Source organism: Arthrobacter sp. FW305-BF8, assembly GCF_021789315.1.
Classification (GTDB): domain Bacteria; phylum Actinomycetota; class Actinomycetes; order Actinomycetales; family Micrococcaceae; genus Arthrobacter.
Map to the genome: position 1 here is coordinate 83,498 of NZ_CP084561.1, position 19,310 is coordinate 102,807.

Annotated in this window: 16 protein-coding genes; 11 read left to right on the forward strand and 5 right to left on the reverse strand. The window is 62.5% G+C overall.

Going from position 1 to position 19,310, the window contains the following annotated elements:
- Nucleotide 1 precedes the first annotated feature (1 nt).
- From LFT45_RS00370 to LFT45_RS00385, 4 genes are all read left to right on the forward strand, one after another.
- Nucleotides 2-829, forward strand: a complete 828-nt coding sequence (locus tag LFT45_RS00370) for a phosphoenolpyruvate hydrolase family protein (RefSeq protein ID WP_236805997.1) — start codon at nucleotides 2-4, stop codon at nucleotides 827-829.
- 3 nt (nucleotides 830-832) lie between these two features.
- On the forward strand, nucleotides 833-2,137 hold the full coding sequence (locus LFT45_RS00375; protein WP_236805998.1) for a Tm-1-like ATP-binding domain-containing protein: 1,305 nt from the start codon (nucleotides 833-835) through the stop codon (nucleotides 2,135-2,137).
- Nucleotides 2,110-2,595: an RpiB/LacA/LacB family sugar-phosphate isomerase gene (locus LFT45_RS00380; RefSeq protein ID WP_236805999.1), complete on the forward strand. Its 486-nt coding sequence runs from the start codon at nucleotides 2,110-2,112 to the stop codon at nucleotides 2,593-2,595. The genes LFT45_RS00375 and LFT45_RS00380 overlap by 28 nt, the downstream gene beginning before the upstream one ends.
- Before the next feature lie 467 nt (nucleotides 2,596-3,062).
- Nucleotides 3,063-4,091: a LacI family DNA-binding transcriptional regulator gene (locus tag LFT45_RS00385; RefSeq protein WP_236806000.1), complete on the forward strand. Its 1,029-nt coding sequence runs from the start codon at nucleotides 3,063-3,065 to the stop codon at nucleotides 4,089-4,091.
- Nucleotides 4,092-4,566: 475 nt separating this feature from the next.
- Here LFT45_RS00385 and LFT45_RS00390 read toward each other — a convergent pair whose 3' ends face one another.
- On the reverse strand, nucleotides 4,567-4,638 hold the full coding sequence (locus LFT45_RS00390; protein ID WP_236809480.1) for a hypothetical protein: 72 nt from the start codon (nucleotides 4,636-4,638) through the stop codon (nucleotides 4,567-4,569).
- Nucleotides 4,639-4,952: 314 nt separating this feature from the next.
- Between LFT45_RS00390 and LFT45_RS00395 the strand changes: the two genes are divergently transcribed.
- The 7 genes from LFT45_RS00395 to LFT45_RS00425 all read left to right on the forward strand — a co-directional run bounded on the left by LFT45_RS00395 (nucleotide 4,953) and on the right by LFT45_RS00425 (nucleotide 13,252).
- Nucleotides 4,953-6,233 carry an ABC transporter substrate-binding protein gene (locus LFT45_RS00395; protein WP_236806001.1) on the forward strand — a complete coding sequence of 427 codons (1,281 nt, stop codon included), beginning with the start codon at nucleotides 4,953-4,955 and terminating at the stop codon, nucleotides 6,231-6,233.
- Nucleotides 6,234-6,299: 66 nt separating this feature from the next.
- Entirely contained in the window at nucleotides 6,300-7,187 is an 888-nt protein-coding gene (locus tag LFT45_RS00400; RefSeq protein ID WP_236806002.1) for a carbohydrate ABC transporter permease, read from the forward strand.
- The gene (locus tag LFT45_RS00405; protein ID WP_236806003.1) at nucleotides 7,187-8,137 is read left to right on the forward strand and encodes a carbohydrate ABC transporter permease; all 951 of its coding nucleotides are present in this window, start codon (nucleotides 7,187-7,189) and stop codon (nucleotides 8,135-8,137) included. The genes LFT45_RS00400 and LFT45_RS00405 overlap by 1 nt, the downstream gene beginning before the upstream one ends.
- An 84-nt stretch (nucleotides 8,138-8,221) precedes the next feature.
- Nucleotides 8,222-9,265 carry a LacI family DNA-binding transcriptional regulator gene (locus tag LFT45_RS00410; protein ID WP_236806004.1) on the forward strand — a complete coding sequence of 348 codons (1,044 nt, stop codon included), beginning with the start codon at nucleotides 8,222-8,224 and terminating at the stop codon, nucleotides 9,263-9,265.
- A 37-nt stretch (nucleotides 9,266-9,302) separates the two neighbouring features.
- Nucleotides 9,303-10,883 carry a glycoside hydrolase family 32 protein gene (locus LFT45_RS00415; RefSeq protein ID WP_236806005.1) on the forward strand — a complete coding sequence of 527 codons (1,581 nt, stop codon included), beginning with the start codon at nucleotides 9,303-9,305 and terminating at the stop codon, nucleotides 10,881-10,883.
- Between the two features lie 37 nt (nucleotides 10,884-10,920).
- Entirely contained in the window at nucleotides 10,921-11,871 is a 951-nt protein-coding gene (locus LFT45_RS00420; protein WP_236806006.1) for a carbohydrate kinase family protein, read from the forward strand.
- A gap of 37 nt (nucleotides 11,872-11,908) precedes the next feature.
- Nucleotides 11,909-13,252: a NosD domain-containing protein gene (locus tag LFT45_RS00425; protein ID WP_236806007.1), complete on the forward strand. Its 1,344-nt coding sequence runs from the start codon at nucleotides 11,909-11,911 to the stop codon at nucleotides 13,250-13,252.
- 507 nt (nucleotides 13,253-13,759) lie between these two features.
- On the opposite strand, the gene LFT45_RS00430 is transcribed toward LFT45_RS00425, so the two are convergent.
- The 4 genes from LFT45_RS00430 to LFT45_RS00445 form a co-directional block, all read right to left on the reverse strand.
- Nucleotides 13,760-14,869: a LacI family DNA-binding transcriptional regulator gene (locus tag LFT45_RS00430; RefSeq protein WP_236809482.1), complete on the reverse strand. Its 1,110-nt coding sequence runs from the start codon at nucleotides 14,867-14,869 to the stop codon at nucleotides 13,760-13,762.
- Nucleotides 14,870-15,230: 361 nt separating this feature from the next.
- The gene (locus tag LFT45_RS00435; RefSeq protein WP_236806008.1) at nucleotides 15,231-16,580 is read right to left on the reverse strand and encodes a hypothetical protein; all 1,350 of its coding nucleotides are present in this window, start codon (nucleotides 16,578-16,580) and stop codon (nucleotides 15,231-15,233) included.
- 116 nt (nucleotides 16,581-16,696) lie between these two features.
- Nucleotides 16,697-17,746, reverse strand: a complete 1,050-nt coding sequence (locus LFT45_RS00440) for an ABC transporter permease subunit (protein WP_236806009.1) — start codon at nucleotides 17,744-17,746, stop codon at nucleotides 16,697-16,699.
- Nucleotides 17,739-19,271 (reverse strand): sugar ABC transporter ATP-binding protein, encoded by a 1,533-nt coding sequence (locus LFT45_RS00445; RefSeq protein WP_236806010.1) that lies wholly within the window; start codon nucleotides 19,269-19,271, stop codon nucleotides 17,739-17,741. Before LFT45_RS00445 ends, LFT45_RS00440 begins: the two co-directional genes overlap by 8 nt.
- Between the last annotated feature and the right edge of the window lie 39 nt (nucleotides 19,272-19,310).

Genomic DNA, 19,310 nt, shown 5'->3' on the forward strand with positions numbered 1-19,310 from the left:
CATGACAAGACAGCAGATCCGCGACAGGTTTACCGCCAAGGTCGCCCAGCGCAGCCCTCTCATCCTCGGTGGTGCCGGAATCGGGCTGGTCGCCAAAGCAGCCGACCGGGCAGGGATTGACGCCCTGATGGCCTATAACACCGGACCGTTCAGGATGGACGGGCACGGCTCCCTTTCCGGATACCTCGCATACGGCGACTCAAACGGCATGACGCTGCAGCTCGCCCAGCACATCCTTCCCGTGGTGAAGACAGCCCCCGTCATTGCGGGAATCGGCGCCGCAGACCCCTACCGCAACACGGATCAACTCATCACCGCCCTCATGGACGCCGGATACTCCGGCATCACGAACGTCCCGACCGCCGGCATCTACGACGGGACCTTCCGGCAGCACATTGACGCCACGGGTCTTGGCTACTCCAAGGAAATCGAGCTGATCGCCGAATGTGACCGCCGCGATATCTTCACGGTTGCGTACGCCTTCACGCCGGAGGAGGCCGCCGCCATGGCGACCGCAGGCGCAGATGTCATTGGCGCTCATGTGGGTCTGACCATGGGCGGGTTCATCGGCGCCAGTGACGTACCGGACCTGATGGAGGCCAGCGAACGTGTCGCTGCGATGACCGCAGCAGCCAAGGCGGCCCGCCCGGATGTATGGGTGGTGGCACACGGCGGGCCCTTCGATGAACCCGAGAACGTTCAGGCTGTTTACGACCGAGTCGACGTCGACGGGTTCCTGGGAGCATCGAGCATTGAGCGTTTGCCGGTAGAAAAGGCCATCACGGAGACAGTTGAGGCTTTTCGGTCCCTGAAGCTTCGAGAGCGGTAAACGGTGCCAACGGCCGTACTTATAGGCACGCTCGACACCAAGGGCCGCGAATACGCTTTCGTGCAAGAACGGCTCCATGAGGCGGGAATCGACGTAGTCGTCATTGATGTCAGCGTCTTGGGAACAAGCTCGGGCATTACGCCCGACGTCACCGCCGAGGAGGTCTGCGAAGCCGGGGGCGCCAGACTGGAGGACTTGAGGCTCGGCCGGGAGGGCACGGACGCGCGGGCTGTTGCCATCGAGACTATGACCCGCGGGGCCGCCTGCCTGCTGCGCAAGCTCGCCGACGAAGGACGCTGTGACGGGGTGCTCGGTCTTGGGGGCTCGGGCGGCAGTGCTCTGATCAGCGGTGCCATGCGGGCGCTTCCCTTGGGAGTACCCAAAATTCTCGTTTCGACAATGGCTTCGGGCGATGTCGGCGCTTACGTCGGGTCGAGCGATCTTTGCATCATGCACTCGGTCACCGACATTGCGGGCCTGAACCGTATCTCGAAACCCATACTGGCCAACGCTGCCGGCGCCCTTGCTGGAATGCTCACTTCTCGTAAGCGCCCGGTCCTGGCCGCACCCGAAAAACCGGCCGTTGGTGTGACGATGCTCGGTGTTACCACACCAGGGGTCCTACGCGTCATTGAGCGCCTTGATGCCGCCGGTTTCGAGCCGATCGTTTTCCATGCAGTGGGCTCCGGCGGAAAAGCACTCGAAAATCTCCTGGAACAGGGGGTCATTACTGGAGTCGTTGATTACACGGTGAAGGAACTGACAGACGAGACATACGGAGGGATTTTCCGCGCCGGCCCGGACCGCCTTCGAACAGCAGGACGAAAAGGATTCCCCCAGGTTGTCGTACCCGGCGCCGTGGAGGTGCTGAACTTCGGAGCCCTTGCGACGGTACCTCAGGAGTATAGAGATGGAAGCCGGCCGCTCCTCCAACACAACGCGGAGGTTACGGCCGTGCGAATCAATGCCGGGGAACTGATGGATGTTGCAGGAATACTGGCGGAGCACCTCAACCAGGCCACAGGCCCTGCGTGCGTGGTCATTCCGGCTAAGGGCTTCGACAGCTACGCCGTGGAGGGAGGCCCCTTCGAAGACCCCGCTGCGGACGCGTCCTTCGTCCTCGAACTCGAGAGACGGCTTCGTCCCGGCATCGAAGTCGTTACCGCTGCCACGCACGCGAACGATCCGGTTTTCGCCGATCTGGTAGCAGATGCTTTCATACGCATCGCACGGCCGGTGTCATCGGCTGCAACCGCTCCTGCGGTGAGAAAGGAAGAGCAATGGATAAACAAACTGGCTGGCGAATAATCGTCGGAGCAGATGAGGCCGGGCTTCAGTACAAAGACAGGATCCTCAAGGACCTGCAAAGCGATCCACGAGTGGCTTCCGTCTCTGACCTCAGTATCCACGACGGCCCAGGAACCCCTTACCCCCAGGTAGGGATAAAAGCCGCGACCGCCATCCTGGAAGGACGGGCAGACAGGGCAGTGCTTATTTGCGGAACGGGCATCGGCATGGCCATCAGCGCCAACAAGGTTCGGGGCGTACGTGCGACCACGGTCGCGGACAGCTTCAGCTGCGAAAGATCCGTCCTGTCCAACGACTGCCAGGTAATCGCACTGGGCCAGCGCGTCATAGGACTGGAACTTGCCCGCCGGCTCGTATCGGAATGGCTTGATTACAAGTTTGACAGCTCCAGCCCCTCCCGACAGAAAGTCGCCCTTATCGAGGACTTCGAAGCATGTGGCGGACCAGCAAATCAGTAGCACAACTGCGGGCCATCCGGCAGTTCATCGTCGGTGAGACGGCGGGCCGCACCAGGAGAGCCGCGCCCACCGGCAGAACAACGACGACGGGGCGCGCGGAGTAGAGACCGCCTAGCAATATGGTCCCCGCCGCTGCCCGTGGGTGCGGAGCCGGCGTTGCTAGTTCATTCAGCGGCCGCCAAAGTAAGTGCCGCCGGACCCGGCTCTCCGACGCGACCAGCAGCACGACACGGCGAAACGAAACCCTGCAGTGATGGCGAGAGGATGCGGTTCGCGGCGCCTCGGCCCGGGAAGGAGTGGCCCACGGCCGAGGCGCCGCATCTTAAGCTTCCTTTCCACAGGCATGGGCGCGCTAACTGTGGTAAATGGGTTTAGCTTACACTGGTGTTAGCCGGGCGTTGGGTACGAGGTGTAACGTCACCGCTGCATCTACAGGATAAATTCGACGCCGCACAGGAGATTGTGAAATGAAGGTACGCCGGCGGCCCAGCATCCGGGACATCGCGGACGCGGCGGGCGTTTCACCCGCGACCGTGTCACTCGCGCTGAACAACGTTCGCGGTGCGAGGATCGCTGACGCGACCCGTCTCAAGGTGGAGAAAATCGCTGCGGAGCTAGGTTACGCCCCCAACGGGCTGGCTCAGGCATTGCGTACGAACCGCTCCCACACTCTGGCTCTTATCAGCGAGGAAATCGCTACAGTTCCATATGCCGGCCGTCTCATCCGTGGCGCCCAGGAAGCAGCTTCCAAACACGGTTGGATAATGCTGATCATGAGTACGGGGGGAGCAAAGGACGTAGAAGAGAGAGAAATCGAGGCAGTCTGGCGGCACCAGGTGGACGGCGTAATCTACGCCGATACAGCACACCGCTTTCTCGAGATACCTGAGGCTTTGAATGGAAAGCCCGTATTCCTAGCGAACGCAGAGGCCACACAGGGTGACTTCTGGTCCGTGTTTCCTGACGAGATCCAGGGCGGGTATATAGCAACCCGTGAACTTATCGATGCAGGTCACAGGGGGATCGGATTCGTCAGCACAGCAATGGACATACCGGCGCGCTCCGGCAGGCTCCAAGGGTACCGAACGGCGCTGGAGGAGTCCGGCATTCGTTTTGACCCAAACCTGGTCATCGAAGAGGCGTCCTCGTTCGCGGAGGACGGCTACCGGGGGACTCTCAGCCTCTTCTCGAGAAAGAAAAGGCCAACGGCCATCTTCTGCTTCAATGACCGCATGGCTATGGGAGCTTACCGCGCCGCCGCGGAACTGGGCCTACTGATTCCGAGGGACTTATCCGTAGTGGGCTTCGATAATCAGGAAATTGTAGCTGAGGCCCTGTCGCCGCAGCTGACTACGGTGGCCCTTCCCTACTACGAGATGGGGGCAATGGCAGTGGAAGCAGCGATCGCGGAACTTCAGGACGGCCCCACGGGCAAGAACCCCGGAGCTATCCCAAACACTCTCATCAAACGTGATTCCGTGGCGTTGGTCCGATAAGCATGCATTCCCGTGCCCCCGTCATCGAGGATCCTGACGGTCGGCACGGGTGCCCGTATCCGCCATCCCCGGGTGCAGGTCCTAAATCCCTCAGACCCGGGCAAGAAACCACCATCGACGAACTCGCCCCACTCGCAGAGGACGTCAAGCTCAGCGACGAGGACGCACCCTGGCTGTTGTCCATGGCTAAGCCTGGACGACATCTCACAACGCATTCTTCGGACTGCTGCAGGACCCGTCCGCGCCACCAAGGGGAGCGGAGGGAAGCTTTGCTCACCATGCCAGCTGCACGGGTCGTAGTTCCCGCGGCCAGGTTTGCCGGGTGGTCACCCGCGCAATTCATCCATGTGCCCTTATGTGCGGACTCCCCAGTGCGCTTGCCCTGACTGCCCACGATGGCTAAAAGGCACAGCTGCACTGGCAGGCTTACAAGAGGGGACCGCTCCGGATCCGGTCCCCTCTTGCGGACCGGATACTAAGGAGTCGGGCGGATGGCGGTATCCGGGCTGTAGGACGCGACCGTGGACTCGGCCCCGCTGTCGAGCACCTTGGATCGCGTGGCCGACGCGTCGATGACGACGTGCTGGGAAGCCTCCGCAGCCTTCTTTTGGCGTTGACTTCACCTCCTGAAACAACCCACTAACGGCACGCACACGACTGTCCGCCCCGCCCCCTCTGGATACGGCCGTTCGCCTTCCCAACATTTGAAGCACCGGCAGGCAGGGCCGGAGCGAAGGGTCAAAGCGTTGACAGTGACCCTGAGCACGTCTTACACTCGATGCCAAGTCGTTTTACCAAAACGATTTGTCAAGCTTTCGAAATTGATTCCCACGACTCCTCACAGAAAGTGAGTAGACAGAGATGTCCACTCGTACATTCACCAGCAGGCTCGCCCTCGGCGGCATCTGCACCGCCGTCGCACTGGCCGCTTCCGCGTGCGGTGCAGGGGGCCCCGCCAACACGTCGGGTGGCGCTGGCCCCAGCACCGTCAATGTTCTCGTCGAGGCCGGTGGCCACGCCGAACTGACAGGCGTCGCCGAACAGTGCAAGAAAGAAACAGGCGTCAGCGCCAATTTCGTCGAGCTGCCTTACGACGGCATGTTTAACAGGCTCTCCAGCGAGTTCTCCTCCGGCAACGTCTCCTTCGACGTGGCCGCCCTGGACTCCGTCTGGCTGCCCAGCTTCAAGAATGCCGTTCAGCCGATCGACGAGATCTTCACCGACGAGGCGAAGAAAGACATCTTCCCGGCCCTGGTCAAGGAAGCAAACGTGGACGGGCACTTCATCGGCCTGCCCGCCTGGACCAACGCCGAGATCATCCTGTACCGCAAAGACCTGTTTGAGGATGCCAAGAACAAGGCGGACTTCAAGGCCAAGTACGGCTACGACCTGGCCGCCCCCACCACGTGGAAGCAGTACCAGGACATCTCCGCGTTCTTCACCAGGGACGGCATGTACGGCACCGACGTCAAGGGCGGTGTGGAAACCGAATGGCTGGCCCACGTCCTGCAGGCCGGCTCGCCCATGGTTCTGGACGCCAACAACAACGTGGTAATCGACAATGCCGCGCACAAGGAAGCACTCGACTTCTATGTCGGCCTTGCCAAGGCTGCTCCCTCCGGCGCCGCACAGGTGGACTGGGCCGCCGCACAAAACCTGTTCAACCAGGGCAAGACCGCGATGACCCGCTTCTGGGCCCACGCTTACCGGCAGATCCCCAAGGACTCACCGGTGGCCGGCAAGGTCGGCACGGCTCCCATGATCGCCGGACCCGCCGGGGTCGGGGCCGTTCCCGGACCCTGGTACCTCAGCGTGCCCAAGGCCACCAAGAACACCGAAGCGGCCAAGAAGTTCGTCAAGTGCGCCTACGACTACAACGACAAGGGCATCGAATCCAGCCTGGGCCTGGCGTCCCGTATCTCCGCCTTCGAGAAGTACCAGGACAAGGCAGGCTACGAGAGCTTCAAACCGTTGATCGAAACCCTCACGGGCAAGGCGACCGCCACCCGCCCGGCCACCGAGAAGTGGCAGCAGATCGTGGACACGGTGCTGGTGCCCATGCTGCAGAAGGCCGTCGCCGGCGGTGACACCGCCACCCTCCTCGCCGACGCCAAAAAGCAGATCGAGGATCTCCTCAAGTAAGACCCCCGCGGCCGGCACCTGACTGACCGGTGCCGGCCGCGGCCCCAACCAGCGGAAGAGAAAACCGTGCGCATCTCCGATCGCCGCTTCGCCTTGTTCCTGATGACCCCGGCGGCGCTGTTCCTAGCCGTCTTCGTGGCCTTCCCGCTGTTCCGCCTGGTGGCGGACAGCTTCTTCAAAATCTCGCCCATCGCCGGCGGATCCCGGGACTTCGTGGGCCTGGACAACTACTTTCGGGCCTTCGCCTCCGAAGCGTTCACCGGTGCCGGATGGCGGACCCTGGCCTACACCCTGGTGGTGGTCACCCTCGAATTCGCCCTCGGGCTGGGCATGGCGCTGCTGTTCACCATGCTGGGCCGCAGTTCCCAAATCTGGCGGACTGTCTTTATGTATCCGCTGATGATCGCCCCGATCGTGGCAGGCCTGCTGTGGAAGTTCCTGATGATCGATAACTTCGGCCTCATCGGAACCCTCCTGCACCAGGCCGGCATCCTGTCCAACCCCAACCAGATCGGCTGGCTGTCCGACCCCGGCATCGTGCTCTACTCGGTGGCCATCCCGGACATCTGGCTCACCACCTCCTTCATGTGCCTGATCCTCTTCGCCGGACTGCAGAACATCCCCGGCGACCTGATCGAAGCAGCACGCCTTGACGGCGCCCGGGCACCGGCCCTGCTGTTCAGGATCATCCTGCCCCTGCTCCGCCCGGTCATCGCCGTCGCCCTGGTCGTCCGCGGAATCGACGCAGCCCGGGCCTTCGACACCATCCTCATCCAAACCAACGGCGGCCCCCAGTCCGCCTCCGAAACCATGAGCCTGCTCATCTACCGCACCATGATCCGCTTCGGCGATCCCGGACTGGCAAGCGCCATGGGCACCATCTACCTGCTGGGAATGCTCGCCGTCGCATTCGTCGCGGTGGCCACCATCTGGCGGCCAGGAAAGGACAACTGATGCGCGTCGCCGAAACAAGTAAGCACGACGGCGGGACCCCGGCCACGGCGGCCACTGCACCATCCGTTCCGGCAGCCGTGATCCCTGCCCGGAAGCGCCGCGGTGCGAACCGGGAAGGCCTGGAAGCCGGCCGCCGCAGCACCCGGACCCTGCTGTGGACCCTCCTCGCAGCGGCGATGGTGCTTTACGGTTTCCCGTTCCTCTACCTGCTCTTCACGTCCTTCAAAACCCCGATCGATACCATCGCGGTACCGCCGACGATCCTCCCCAGGGAATGGACGCTGGAGAACTACGCCAACGCGCTGGGCCGCAACGGAGTCCTCGCCTCCTTCATCAACAGCATCCAGACGGCCATCATCAGCACCGTGCTGTCGCTGCTGTTGGCGGTTCCCGCCGCCTACGGGATCACCAGGTACAAGACGCTTAGCGGCAGGATCTTCATCATGGCCGCCCTGGTCACCCGCATGGTGCCTCCGGTGGCAATCGGCATTCCGCTGGCGTCCATGATGGCAGCCGTGGGCCTCGCCGACACCCCCATCGCGCTGTCCATCGCCCACACCACCATCTCGCTGCCGCTCTCGATCTGGCTGATGTCCAGCTTCTTCGAAGCCGTTCCCAATGACCTGGAGGAGGCGGCCACCGTGGACGGCTGCAGCAGGCTCGGCGCGCTGTGGCGGGTAGTGATCCCGGTGGTCTCGGGCGGCATCGCCGTCACCGCGATCTTCGCCTTCCTGGCCTCCTGGAACGAGTTCCTCTTCGCACTCCTGATGACAGCAATCCGCTCCCAGACCACCCCCGTGGTGATCGCAAACTTCCAGACCCAGTTCGGCCTGGACTGGGGATCCATGACGGCGCTGGCCGCCGTCTACTCCATCCCGGTCATCCTCCTCACCCTTCTCTTGCAGCGCAAGATCGTCGCCGGCATGACACTCGGCGCCGTCAAGGGCTAGCGCCGTCAAGGGCTGGCACAGCCAACGAGTAGCCTACTGATAGCCCCCGAGGGGCATCACCAACCATTAGGACGTGGAAGACAGATGAGCAATAAGAACATCGGCATCAAGGACGTGGCCGTCGCCGCCGGCGTGTCCGTGACCACTGTCTCCCACGTCCTCAACGAGGTCTCCTACGCGCGGGTCAGGCCTGAAACCAGGGACAAAGTCAGGACCGCTGCCGAGCAACTGGGCTACGGGCCCAACCGCCTGGCCCAGGCCCTTCGTACCCAAAGGACCGGCATGCTGGGGTTTGTCAGCGAGGAGATCGCCACCACGCCCCACGCCGGCCGGATCATCCTCGGCGCTGACGAGGCCGCCAAAGCCCGAGGGTACAACCTCATGATCATCAACACCTCCGGCTCGGCCAGCCTGGAGTCCCGTCAGGCCGATGTTCAGGCCCTCCTGGACCGGCGGGTCGACGGCATCCTCTACGCCACCATGTACCACCGCGACGTGGAACTGCCGGCCAACCTCGGCAGCGTGCCCTCCGTCCTGGTCGACTCGGTGGCCAGTGGCGGAAGCATCACATCCGTGATCCCGGACGAAGAAGGTGGCGCACGCGCCGCCGTGAGCGCGCTCCTCGAAGCGGGCCACACCCGGTTGGGGTTCATCAACAACACCCATGATGTCCCCGCAACCCGACAGCGGCTCCAGGCCTTCCGGGCCACGCTGACCGAAGCAGGGCTCAACGGCGACGCGGCACCTGTCGAGTCCGAGGTTTCGGAGGTGCAGGGCGGCTACGAAGCGGCCCTACGGATCCTGGGACGCAAGGACCGCCCCACCGGCCTCTTCTGCTACAACGACCGGATGGCGATGGGCGCCTACCGTGCCGCTGCCGAACTGGGACTGGCCATCCCCGCGGACCTTTCCGTGGTGGGCTTCGATGACCAGGAACTGATCGCCGCCAACCTCCACCCGGGCCTCACCACCGTGGCCCTGCCGCATTACGAGATGGGCGCCTGGGCCACCGAGCACCTGATCGACGCCGTCGAGGGGAAAACCGACCTTTCCCTGATGGCACTTCACCCGACCATTCTGGGTTGCCCCCTCGTGCGCCGCGATTCCATTGCCGCTCCGCCGCAATAACACCCAGACCCTTCAACTCCCAAGAGGAATGTCAGATATGTCCAGTCGCCTTGATGCCGCACGCCCGGAAACAGCCCCGGCAGAAACCTCCAGGTTCCGGCCTGCCATCCATTTCACGGCAAAGGACACCTGGCTGAACGACCCCAACGGCCTGGTCTTCCATAACGGCCTGTACCACCTCTTCTTCCAGAACAACCCGTACGGCAACGTCTGGGGCAACATGTCCTGGGGCCACGCCACCTCCCGCGATTTGCTGCACTGGACCGAACACCCCGTTGCCATTGCCTGCGACGAAACAGAGGACATCTTCTCCGGGAGCGTCGTCGTCGACCACGGCAACACGTCCGGCTTCGGCGCACCGGACTCACCCGCACTGGTGGCAATCTACACCAGTGCCTACAAAGCCGCCTCCGAACACCACGGCACGCAAGCCCAATCCCTGGCCTACAGCGCAGACGCAGGAATGACGTGGCAGAAATACGCAGGAAACCCCGTCCTCACCAGAAACTCAGCGCACTTCCGCGATCCCAAAGTCTTCCGCTACCAAGGGGACCAGGGTGCCTACTGGGTCATGGTCGCCGTCGAAGCGCAACACCAAAAAGTTGTTCTCTACCGTTCCGAAGACCTCAAATCCTGGGACTTCCTGAGTGACTTCGGCCCGGCCAACGCCGACGCAGGCGAATGGGAGTGCCCCGATCTGTTTCCCCTGGCCGTAGACGGGGACCCGGACAATGTTAAATGGGTGCTGATCGTCAACATCAACCCTGGTGCAGTGGCAGGAGGCTCCGGCGGCCAGTACTTCGTAGGGCATTTCGACGGCGCCCGGTTCGTTGCGGATGCCTGCTCGGTCGCGGTGCCGGGCGGGGTCAGCGCCTTGGGTGATTCCGCGGCGGCCGCGGAGGCGCTGCAGCAGTGCCTGTGGCTGGACTGGGGACGCGACTGCTACGCCTCGGTGTCTTTCAGCAACGTCCCGGACGGCCGTCGCATCATCATGGGCTGGATGAACAACTGGGACTACGCCAACCAACTGCCCACCACCCCCTGGCGGTCCTCGATGACCCTCGCCCGCGAAGTGCGCCTCACCGCGGTTACCGGCTCCACCCGGCTGATCCAGCAACCAGTCCTGGCCGGCCCCGGGGGAGAAGACCTGGATGCGGTCCGAAGCCCGGTGCATTCAGGTTCCTTTGAACTGCAGGACTCCGCCTTCCGGCTGCCGGAAGCCGTACCCGGCAGGGCCCAGATAATCGCGGCGGAGATCCTGCCCGCGGGTGCTGAACGGGTGACCTTCCATCTGTTCGGAAATGATGACGGAAGCGCCGGAACCGTACTGAGCTACAACGCGGCCACCGCCGAACTCATCCTGGACCGCCAGCGCTCAGGTGACATCAGTTTTCACGGAAAGTTCGCCTCCGTGGAGTCAGCCCCGCTGGTCCTGGAGGACGGGGCGCTGAAGCTGCAGATCATCATCGACCATTGCTCGATCGAGGTATTCGCGCAGGACGGCAAGGTGGTCCTGACGGACCTTGTTTTCCCTGAACAGGGAAGCGTTGCGAACCACCTGGCGGTTACCGGCGGTCCCTCAACCATCCAGACCCTCACTGTCACCGCGCTCAGCTAACACGTCCCCAACGCATACATAGGAAAGGGTCCCAAAAATGCCAACTGTTGAGCACTCCGATGAGCAGCGAACACCGCGCTTTGACGTGGTTGTTGTGGGTGAAGCACTCGTGGACATCGTTGTCTCTCCCCGTGGCACAGTGCAGCACCCCGGTGGATCACCGGCCAATGTCGCCTACGGGCTCGGACGGCTCGGAGTTGCCACCGGCTTACTGACCTCCCTCGGCGAGGACCAGCATGCTGCTTCCATCGAAAAGCACCTCCACAGCGCTGGAGTTCGTCTCCTGCCGGGCTCCCAGGTCCCAGGCGGAACCGCCACAGCGACAGCGATCCTGGCCTCCGATGGTTCAGCACAGTATGACTTCGACATTCGCTGGGATCTCCCGCGCATACCGCCCGCAACGCTGCCCAAAATCCTGCACACCGGCTCCATCGCAACTTTCCTGGCACCCGGAGCGGCAGTGGTCAGGGAACTGATTGAGCAGTCACATCAACGTTGCGTTGTCACCTACGATCCCAACATCCGCCCTGCACTGCTCGGCAGCCACTTTGAGGCACAAACCATCTTCGAGGAACTCGTCCCTTTCACAGAGGTAGTCAAACTCAGCGACGAGGACGCACGATGGCTCTACCCACGGCTTACCTTGGAAGACATTGCAGAACGTATCCTCGGACTCGGGCCTGCACTTGTCGCCGTCACCAGGGGAGCAGAGGGGGCCCTCCTCGCAACCCGGGACGCACGGATAACCGTTCCCTCGGTCACGTCCGCGGTGGTGGACACCATCGGGGCCGGCGACTCGTACATGTCCGCCCTCATCTACGGACTCCTCATGCGCGGAGCAGACGGGCTGGCACCATCGGTGCTGGAGTCACTGGGCCGCATGGCAGCCAAAGCAGCTGCCATTACCGTCCGCCGGGCAGGCGCCCAGCCGCCAACGCTGGAAGAACTGCAAAGGCACCTCCCGGAGCATCAACCGGTGGCCCCGTAGATTCCCAGGCTGGCCCTTCAACATCAAGGAAGAAACAATGACGAACAACAACTGCTACGACGTAACCACGTGGCCGGTCGGCAATCCGGCCAAGGACGTCGGTGAAGTCATCAACAGCATCATCACCGACATCAAGAACCGGCAGTCCGCTACCGACGTGGACAACGGCGGCAGGCCCGGCGCCGTAATCTACATTCCGCCGGGGGACTACCACCTCCGCACCCAGGTGCTGATCGACGTCAGCTTCCTTCGGATCGAAGGCTCGGGACACGGCTTTACGTCATCGAGCATCCGGTTCAACGTTCCCGAAGACGAATGGCCGGACCTGCACGAGCTGTGGCCCGGCGGAAGCCGCATCATCGTCGACCTTCCCTCTGCAGAGGAAGGCGGCGACAAATCCGACGGGGCCGCCTTTTACGTTAAGCGCAGCGGCAGCCCCCGCATCAGCTCAGTGGAGTTCTCCAACTTCTGCATCGACGGGCTGCACTTCACTGCCGACGGCTCCGACATGCACCCGGAGAACACTTACGTCAACGGCAAAACTGGCATCTACGTGGCCAGCGCCAACGACTCGTTCCGCGTCACCGACATGGGGTTTGTCTACCTGGAGAACGCCCTCACCATCCACAACGCGGACGCGCTGTCCATCCACCACAACTTCCTCGCCGAATGCGGCAGCTGCATTGAACTGCGGGGTTGGGGACAGGCATCAAAAGTCACCGATAACTTGGTAGGAGCAGGACCTAAAGGCCACTCCATCTACGCCGAAAATCACGGAGGTCTCCTGGTCACCGCGAACAACGTCTTTCCCCGCGGTGCGAGCAGCGTACGGTTCAACGGCGTCACGCGTTCCAGCGTCACAAACAACCGCCTGCACTCGTTCTACCCCGGGATGGTGATGCTGGAGGAGAACAGTTCGGAAAACCTCGTAGCCACGAACCACTTTCTGCGTGACCATGAGCCGTGGACGCCCTTCCTGGGAGTCGACAACGGACTGGACGACCTCACCGGGCTTCTCAGCATCAGCGGCAGCAGCAATTCTGTCATCGGCAACCACTTCTCCGAGGTCATCGACTCCCAGACCGTCCGGCCGGAGGGCGCCAAGCCCGCCATCATCCGGCTGAAGGCAGGGACCGGGAACTTCGTCTCCAACAACCACATAGTGGCGATGGACGTTGATTCCAAGTCAAGCGACTCCTGCTTCGAGGCCCAGGTGGACGCCTTGCTGGCAACCGACACTGCCAGCGGACTCGCCGTGACGGCCGTAATAGTGGATCCCGAATCAGCCCGGAACACCATCCTTGATTCCGGAACTGACGACCAAGTTATCGCCGACAGGGCTGTCAACGCATTCAGGGCCACCCCCATGATCGGCTCTTAATCTGTCGGAATCTGATCCAACACACCAATTCAGGCTGGTGAGGCTCCGACGAATTACCGTGCAAGTCCAAAGCGCTGTCGACGGCACGGCCTCACCCTAGTGATGACCCTCCCTTTGACCCGTCCATCAGTTGTCAGCGCACCGTTCGCGACTACGCACTGCAGGTCCCGCAAATTCCGGTGGGACCTGCAGTTGTTAATTAGGCCGGCTGCACACGCCTAAGCGTGAGCTGAAGTCAGCAAGAAGGCATTCCCCCAACCCACGTTGAGGGCCGGCCTGCAGCGGACGCTAGTGGTTTCATTGTGCGGCTGTGCCGCGGAACACCACCTTAGAAGATGTGCCCGCCTTGGCGCCGCCGCCAGCCCGGGCCACTTTCACGGCCATGGAGTCACCCAACTGCCGGGGCGCAAATTGTCACAGGCCGTGGGGCGGTCTTCGTGTTGAAGCGGAAGCCCCAGGGCTCGACTGGCAATTGGCGGTACTAGGCAAACCGCTTGGCTGGACAACTCATGGGCATCCCCGCTGCTGACTGCTAACGGAGGTTCTGTCGCCCTCCGCATTTGCACCATTCCGCCTATGGCTGCCGGGCCGGTCGGAGGCGAGGGCTTTACGAACGTTTGGCCTGGAGGGCGGCGGAACTTCCCCTGACCCTCGGAGGATCAGTTCACAGGGGATGGTGTATGTTCGCGGCTCCTGCGAGTCTCCGCTGATACGTGCCAGAATCCGTTCTGCGGCTGACCGGCCGATGTGCTCGGGGTACTGGGCGACCACAGTTATACCTGGGTTCATCATGTCCGAGAGGGTGAAGTCGCCGAATCCGACCAAGGCCACAGTCCGGTTCAGCCCCAGCTCCTGTAACGCTCGCATTACTCCAAAGGTCACCAGGATTTGTGCAGAGAAGATGGCCGTCGGCGGTTCAGCGCCCGTGAATAGTTCTCTCGCCGCCGTCCGCGCCGATTCCTCGGTGCGCAGTCCTTCCAAGAATTGCACGGTGTCGGTCGAAATACCTGCGCGGTCCAACTCATTAATGAAACCGCGGCGCCGCTCCCGGGCGGTCTGAATGTCTGTGCGGCCTCCTAGGTAGGCGAGTTTGGTGTGGCCCTGGGAAATCAGGTGCACGGTGGCTTTGGCCGCGCCAGCGGCATTGTCACTGACCACTGCATCAGCACCGATGCCTACCGGTTCTCTGTCGATGAAGACCATCGGAAGGTCCTTGGAATGTTCCGGCAGGTACCCCTGGCTGTTGGCGACCGGAGTCAGAACCAGTCCATCGACGCGCCTCCGGAGAAATGCTTTGACCAGCTCCTCTTCACGTGTGGCGTTATCGTCCAAGCTTGCGGAGAGGACCGCTATGTCGTGGCTCGCCAGGACATCACTGAGGGCCCGATGGATTTGACCGTGAAATGGGTTGGCGACGCTGGGAAGCAGTAGCCCGACAGACCGTGTTTGTCGGCCGGCCCGGCGTAGGCTTTGTGCCGTCAGGTCCAGCTGGTAGTTCAGCAGTTTTGCCGCCTCTAACACTCTCTGGCGGGTGCCTTCGGAAACACCGGGCTCGTCATTGACGACGCGGGAAACTGTTTTGATGCCTACTCCGGCTAAAGCAGCCACATCACGCATCCTCGGCCTCGCTACTCGCACCACATCCGAAGACGCGCTGAAGCCGTTCTCTACGATGTCATTTGTCTCGGCCATAGTTCTGCCCTCTGGTTCACCTCAATTCATATGCTTGTCGGGGCGCAGAATGCGTCCTTGTCTTGCTCCCGAGTCCATGGGCGAATGGGCCTCTGGCCAGACCAGGAGACGGCCAGAGGTCCGATTGAATAGTCGTGGTTGCCTAGCCGAACAGGTTCGGGAGTTCCTGGAGCAGGTCCGTCAACCCGGGCGTCCGGGGCCGGGAATCACAGCACGAGGCTCCAGAGCGATGGGCGGCGGCATCTGTGGCCGGGGCGCTGAGTTCCAGCGGCCCATCGGCCAGCTTTTAGGCCTGGTGAACTGTGGGTGCGGTCTCCAGTTGGTCGGCTACGTGCTGCCAGCCGTCGCTGAACATGCCGTATGCGGTTTTGATCTGGACGCCGACGGGAAGTTCGGGGCATTCGTTTTCGCCGTTGGTTCCCCAGTTGACCCAGCCGGATTGGCGGCGCTGGACGATCTGGAAGGCGCCGGAGGGTTCGGAGGTCCACCAGACCATGGTTCTGTCGAGTTCTGAATGGAATTCGGCCGTTTTGGAGGCCGGCCCGGGGAAGATGGTTTCGTGCGGCACTGCCGAGAGGTCGACGGGGGCATCGGTTATCGTCCAGTGCCGCTCGGGCAGGTCAGCGAGCACGTGCGAGGTTGCCCTGACCCGGGCGAGGCGTGTGCGGATTTCCTCTTCGTCCAAAGCGCCTTCCCAGCTGCAGAACAGGCGCCAGTACAGATCCCAGTGCGCGGCTTCGATGTCTCCGGTGAGTTGGCGGCGGAATTCCTGGAACTTTGCAGTGCTGGACGTTGAGTTCGCGATGGTTTCTTCGACCATTTGTGCGAGTTCAGCGGCGTAGGGGTCCCCGTCGCGGTACCGTGTGCCGCCATATGCTTCGAAGCGGTCGAAGACCACGTCGCCCTGGCCAGCCTCAAATTCGTCGCCGACGGTGATCTTGTTAGTTATTGAGCGGCCGTTGATGACTGTCTGGAAGTCATCTACCCGGTAGCTGCGGGTGAAATAGGGGGTGCCGTGGGTGAATTGCCAGTCGATGGAAAATGTCTTGCCTTTGAGCTCCTCGAGCAGGCCGTCGGGGATGGTCCCGTTCATCCGGTAGTGGTGCAGGACAGGGCCATGTTCAAGGGTTTCGATCTCGACGATGGTGTGTTCGGGCGGGTTGATAAGGCCGTTTTCGGGGGTGAAGAAGGGACCGTAGAAGCCGCCGATGGCGTTGTTGCCCGAGGGGAGCAGGTCGATGCCTTCTTTGAGTGTTGCGAAGTGACGCAGCCCCCATTTTGAGGAGCCGGTGCCCTGAGCGGTGCCCACGCACATTTCGAGGTCGAAGTACCCTGTGTCCAGGCGGACGAAGGCGTCAGTTTCGAGGGGTTCGCGTTCGCTAATCCCGTCAACGCGCCGGGCGATCGGTGCGCCGAGAGTGAGCTCCAGGTTTCCCTCGAAGGTCACGACGGTGATGAAGGTGGTTTTACCTGGTTCGGGTTGGGCGTTCAGGCGTTGGCAGATAAGCGTCTCTCCGGCGCTGGTGGTTGCGGTCCAGAGGTTTTCCGTGAATTCTCCCTCGACGGTGAAGGTTACGGGTTCGTTGATCCGGCGGCCGGGAAGGCTGTCCGTGATGGCGATGGTGGGCAATGCCACGGGTTTGTCCTCTCAAGTAAATGGGCGTGGGGCTGCAATTCGGCCACTTCTGGGTAGTGGCCGGGTTGCGTTGCGCGGCAGGCAGCACGTGGCTGCCGGTTATGTCGGACGGGCTCTTATGCCGGTGCCTGGGCCGCGATGGCCCTCGACCATGGCAGGCGAAGTGTGCGTTGTTTCAGGCTGTCGATGGCCACTGCGAGGATGATGACGAGTCCCTTGATCAGCAGTTGGGTGAAGAACTGGACATTCATCAGGATCAGTCCGGTGCTGAGGACACCGAGAATGATGGAGCCGATCAGGGTGCCGTAGATCCGTCCGCGTCCGCCGACAAGACTCGTGCCGCCCAGGACAACTGCGGCGATCGCGTCGAGTTCGTAGCCGGTGCCGGCTGTTGGCTGGGCGGAGACGACTCGGGCGGAGAAGATGACACCGGCGAGCCCTGCGCAGACGCCGGCGATGATGTAAACGGAAGTGATGACGCGCTTGACGTTGATGCCTGCCAACCGTGCGGCTTCGGCGTTGCCTCCCACTGCGTAGACGTGCCGGCCATAGCGGGTGCGCTCAAGGATGAACCACGCCGCTACGTAGACGATGATCATGATCACCACGGGCACCGGGATGCCCGCCAAGTACCCGTTGCCGATGTCTCGGAAACTGAGCGTGTTGGAGACAATGGGTTGCCCGTCGGTCATGGTGTAGGCCAGGCCGCGAAGGAAGGTCATGGTGCCAAGGGTGACGATGAAGGCGGCCAGTGCCAGGTAGGCGCTGAGCATACCGTTGATCCAACCCGCGACAGCGCCGGTAGCAACTCCCACCAGGATCGCGACGGGCGCGGGGAGTCCGGCAATGCCTGTCATGACCGATGCGACACCGGAGACGGCCAGAATGGAACCGACCGAAAGGTCGATTCCGGCAGCGAGAATGACGAATGTCATTCCGGCCGCCAGGATCGCGTTGATCGAGATCGACCGCGCAATGTTGAGGAGGTTGTTGACGCTCGCGAAATTCGGGGCGATGACGACCATTAGCGCAACGAGCGCGATCAGGACCACGAGTATGCCGACGCGGTCCCACCAATAGGCAAAGTCAAAGCTGCGGGCGGTGGCAGGTGCGTCCTCTGGCCGGACGTCGGCGCCCTGCGGGTTGTTCAGAGCCTGGTTAGTCATGGAATTCTCCGTTTGTTTGTGCTGCTGTTCCGGTCGCGTGGGACATGACGTCCTCTTCGCTGGCGGTGCGTGAGTTGAGTTCCTGGACGATCCGTCCGGAGCGCATCACGAGGAGCCGGTCGCTGATACCGATCGCTTCGGGCAGGTCCGAGGAGATGACCAGGATGGCCTTACCGGCCTTGGCGAGGTCATTGATGACCTCATAGATTTCGCTTTTCGCGCCGATGTCCACGCCCCTCGTGGGTTCATCCAGGATCAACACGTCGGATTCGCGCATCAGCCACCGGGCCAGCACGGCCTTTTGCTGGTTGCCGCCCGAAAGCGCGCTGACCGGCAGGCGCAGGGCGTTCTGCCGCAGGTGCAGGCGTTCCATCTGCTTTTTCACGGCGCTCCGGATCCTGGCCCGCTGGAGCACGCCGGCGGTCACGTGGCCGCCCAGGGAACTGACAGCGATGTTGTCCTCGACAGTGTGGGAGACGAACAAAGCCTGGTCTTTGCGGTCCTCGGGGACCATGGCGATTCCGTGTGCGATCGCCTGGGCCGGGCTGGAGGCCAGTGCCGCTTTGCCTCGAACGGTGACGGTGCCGGCACGGGGCCGGTCGGCGCCAAAGATCATCCGGGCCGTTTCCGTGCGGCCGGCCCCGATCAGCCCGGACAGGGCGACGACCTCGCCCGACCGTACTTGGAAGCTGACCGGCCCGATGCCGGCTCCGTCGGTGAGTTCCTTGACTTCGAGCAGGACCTCTCCTGGGCTGTGCCGGTCGTGATGGTAGAGGTCCTCGAGGTTGCGGCCCACCATCATCCGTACGACGTCCGGAGGGCTGATCTCGGTCTTTCCCCGGGTCCCTACGTATGTTCCGTCACGGAAGACGGTCACACGGTCCGCAAGCTCCCAGACCTCTTCCATGCGGTGGGAGATGTATACGAGCCCGACGCCTGCGTCGCGCAGTTCGTTGATGATCTGGAAGAGGTGGAGGGTTTCGCTGCGTGAGAGGGCCGCTGTTGGTTCATCCAGGACCAGGATCCTGGCGTTCTCGCTGACGGCCCGGGCAATCTCAACCATCTGTTGCATGCCGACACTGAGCTGGCCCAGTTCCGTGCGGGGATCGATCCGTGCCCCGACCCGGGCGAGTTTCTCACGGGCCTGGGTGATCATGGCGCGGCGGTCCAAGGCCCCGAACTTGGTCGAAGGCTCTCGTCCGAGGGCCAGGTTCTCGGCCACTGTCATCGCCGGCACCGTGTTCAGCTCCTGATGGATGATGGCGATGCCGTGGGCGACGGCCTCATGCGGGGAGCGGATGTCGATTTCGGTGCCGTTCATCAGGATCCGTCCGGAATCGCGGGTCACGTTTCCCGCCAGGATCTTCATCAGCGTGGATTTTCCGGCTCCGTTCTCGCCCATCAAAGCATGTACTTCACCGGCACGCAGTTCGAAGTGGACGTTATTGAGGGCGAGCGTGGCGCCGAAGCGCTTTGTGATGCCTTCCAGCTGCAGCAGCGGCTGGCGGGAAGTTGTTGTAGTCATGGCGGCCTATTCTCAGTCCGGTTGTGTGGGGCCGCTGCG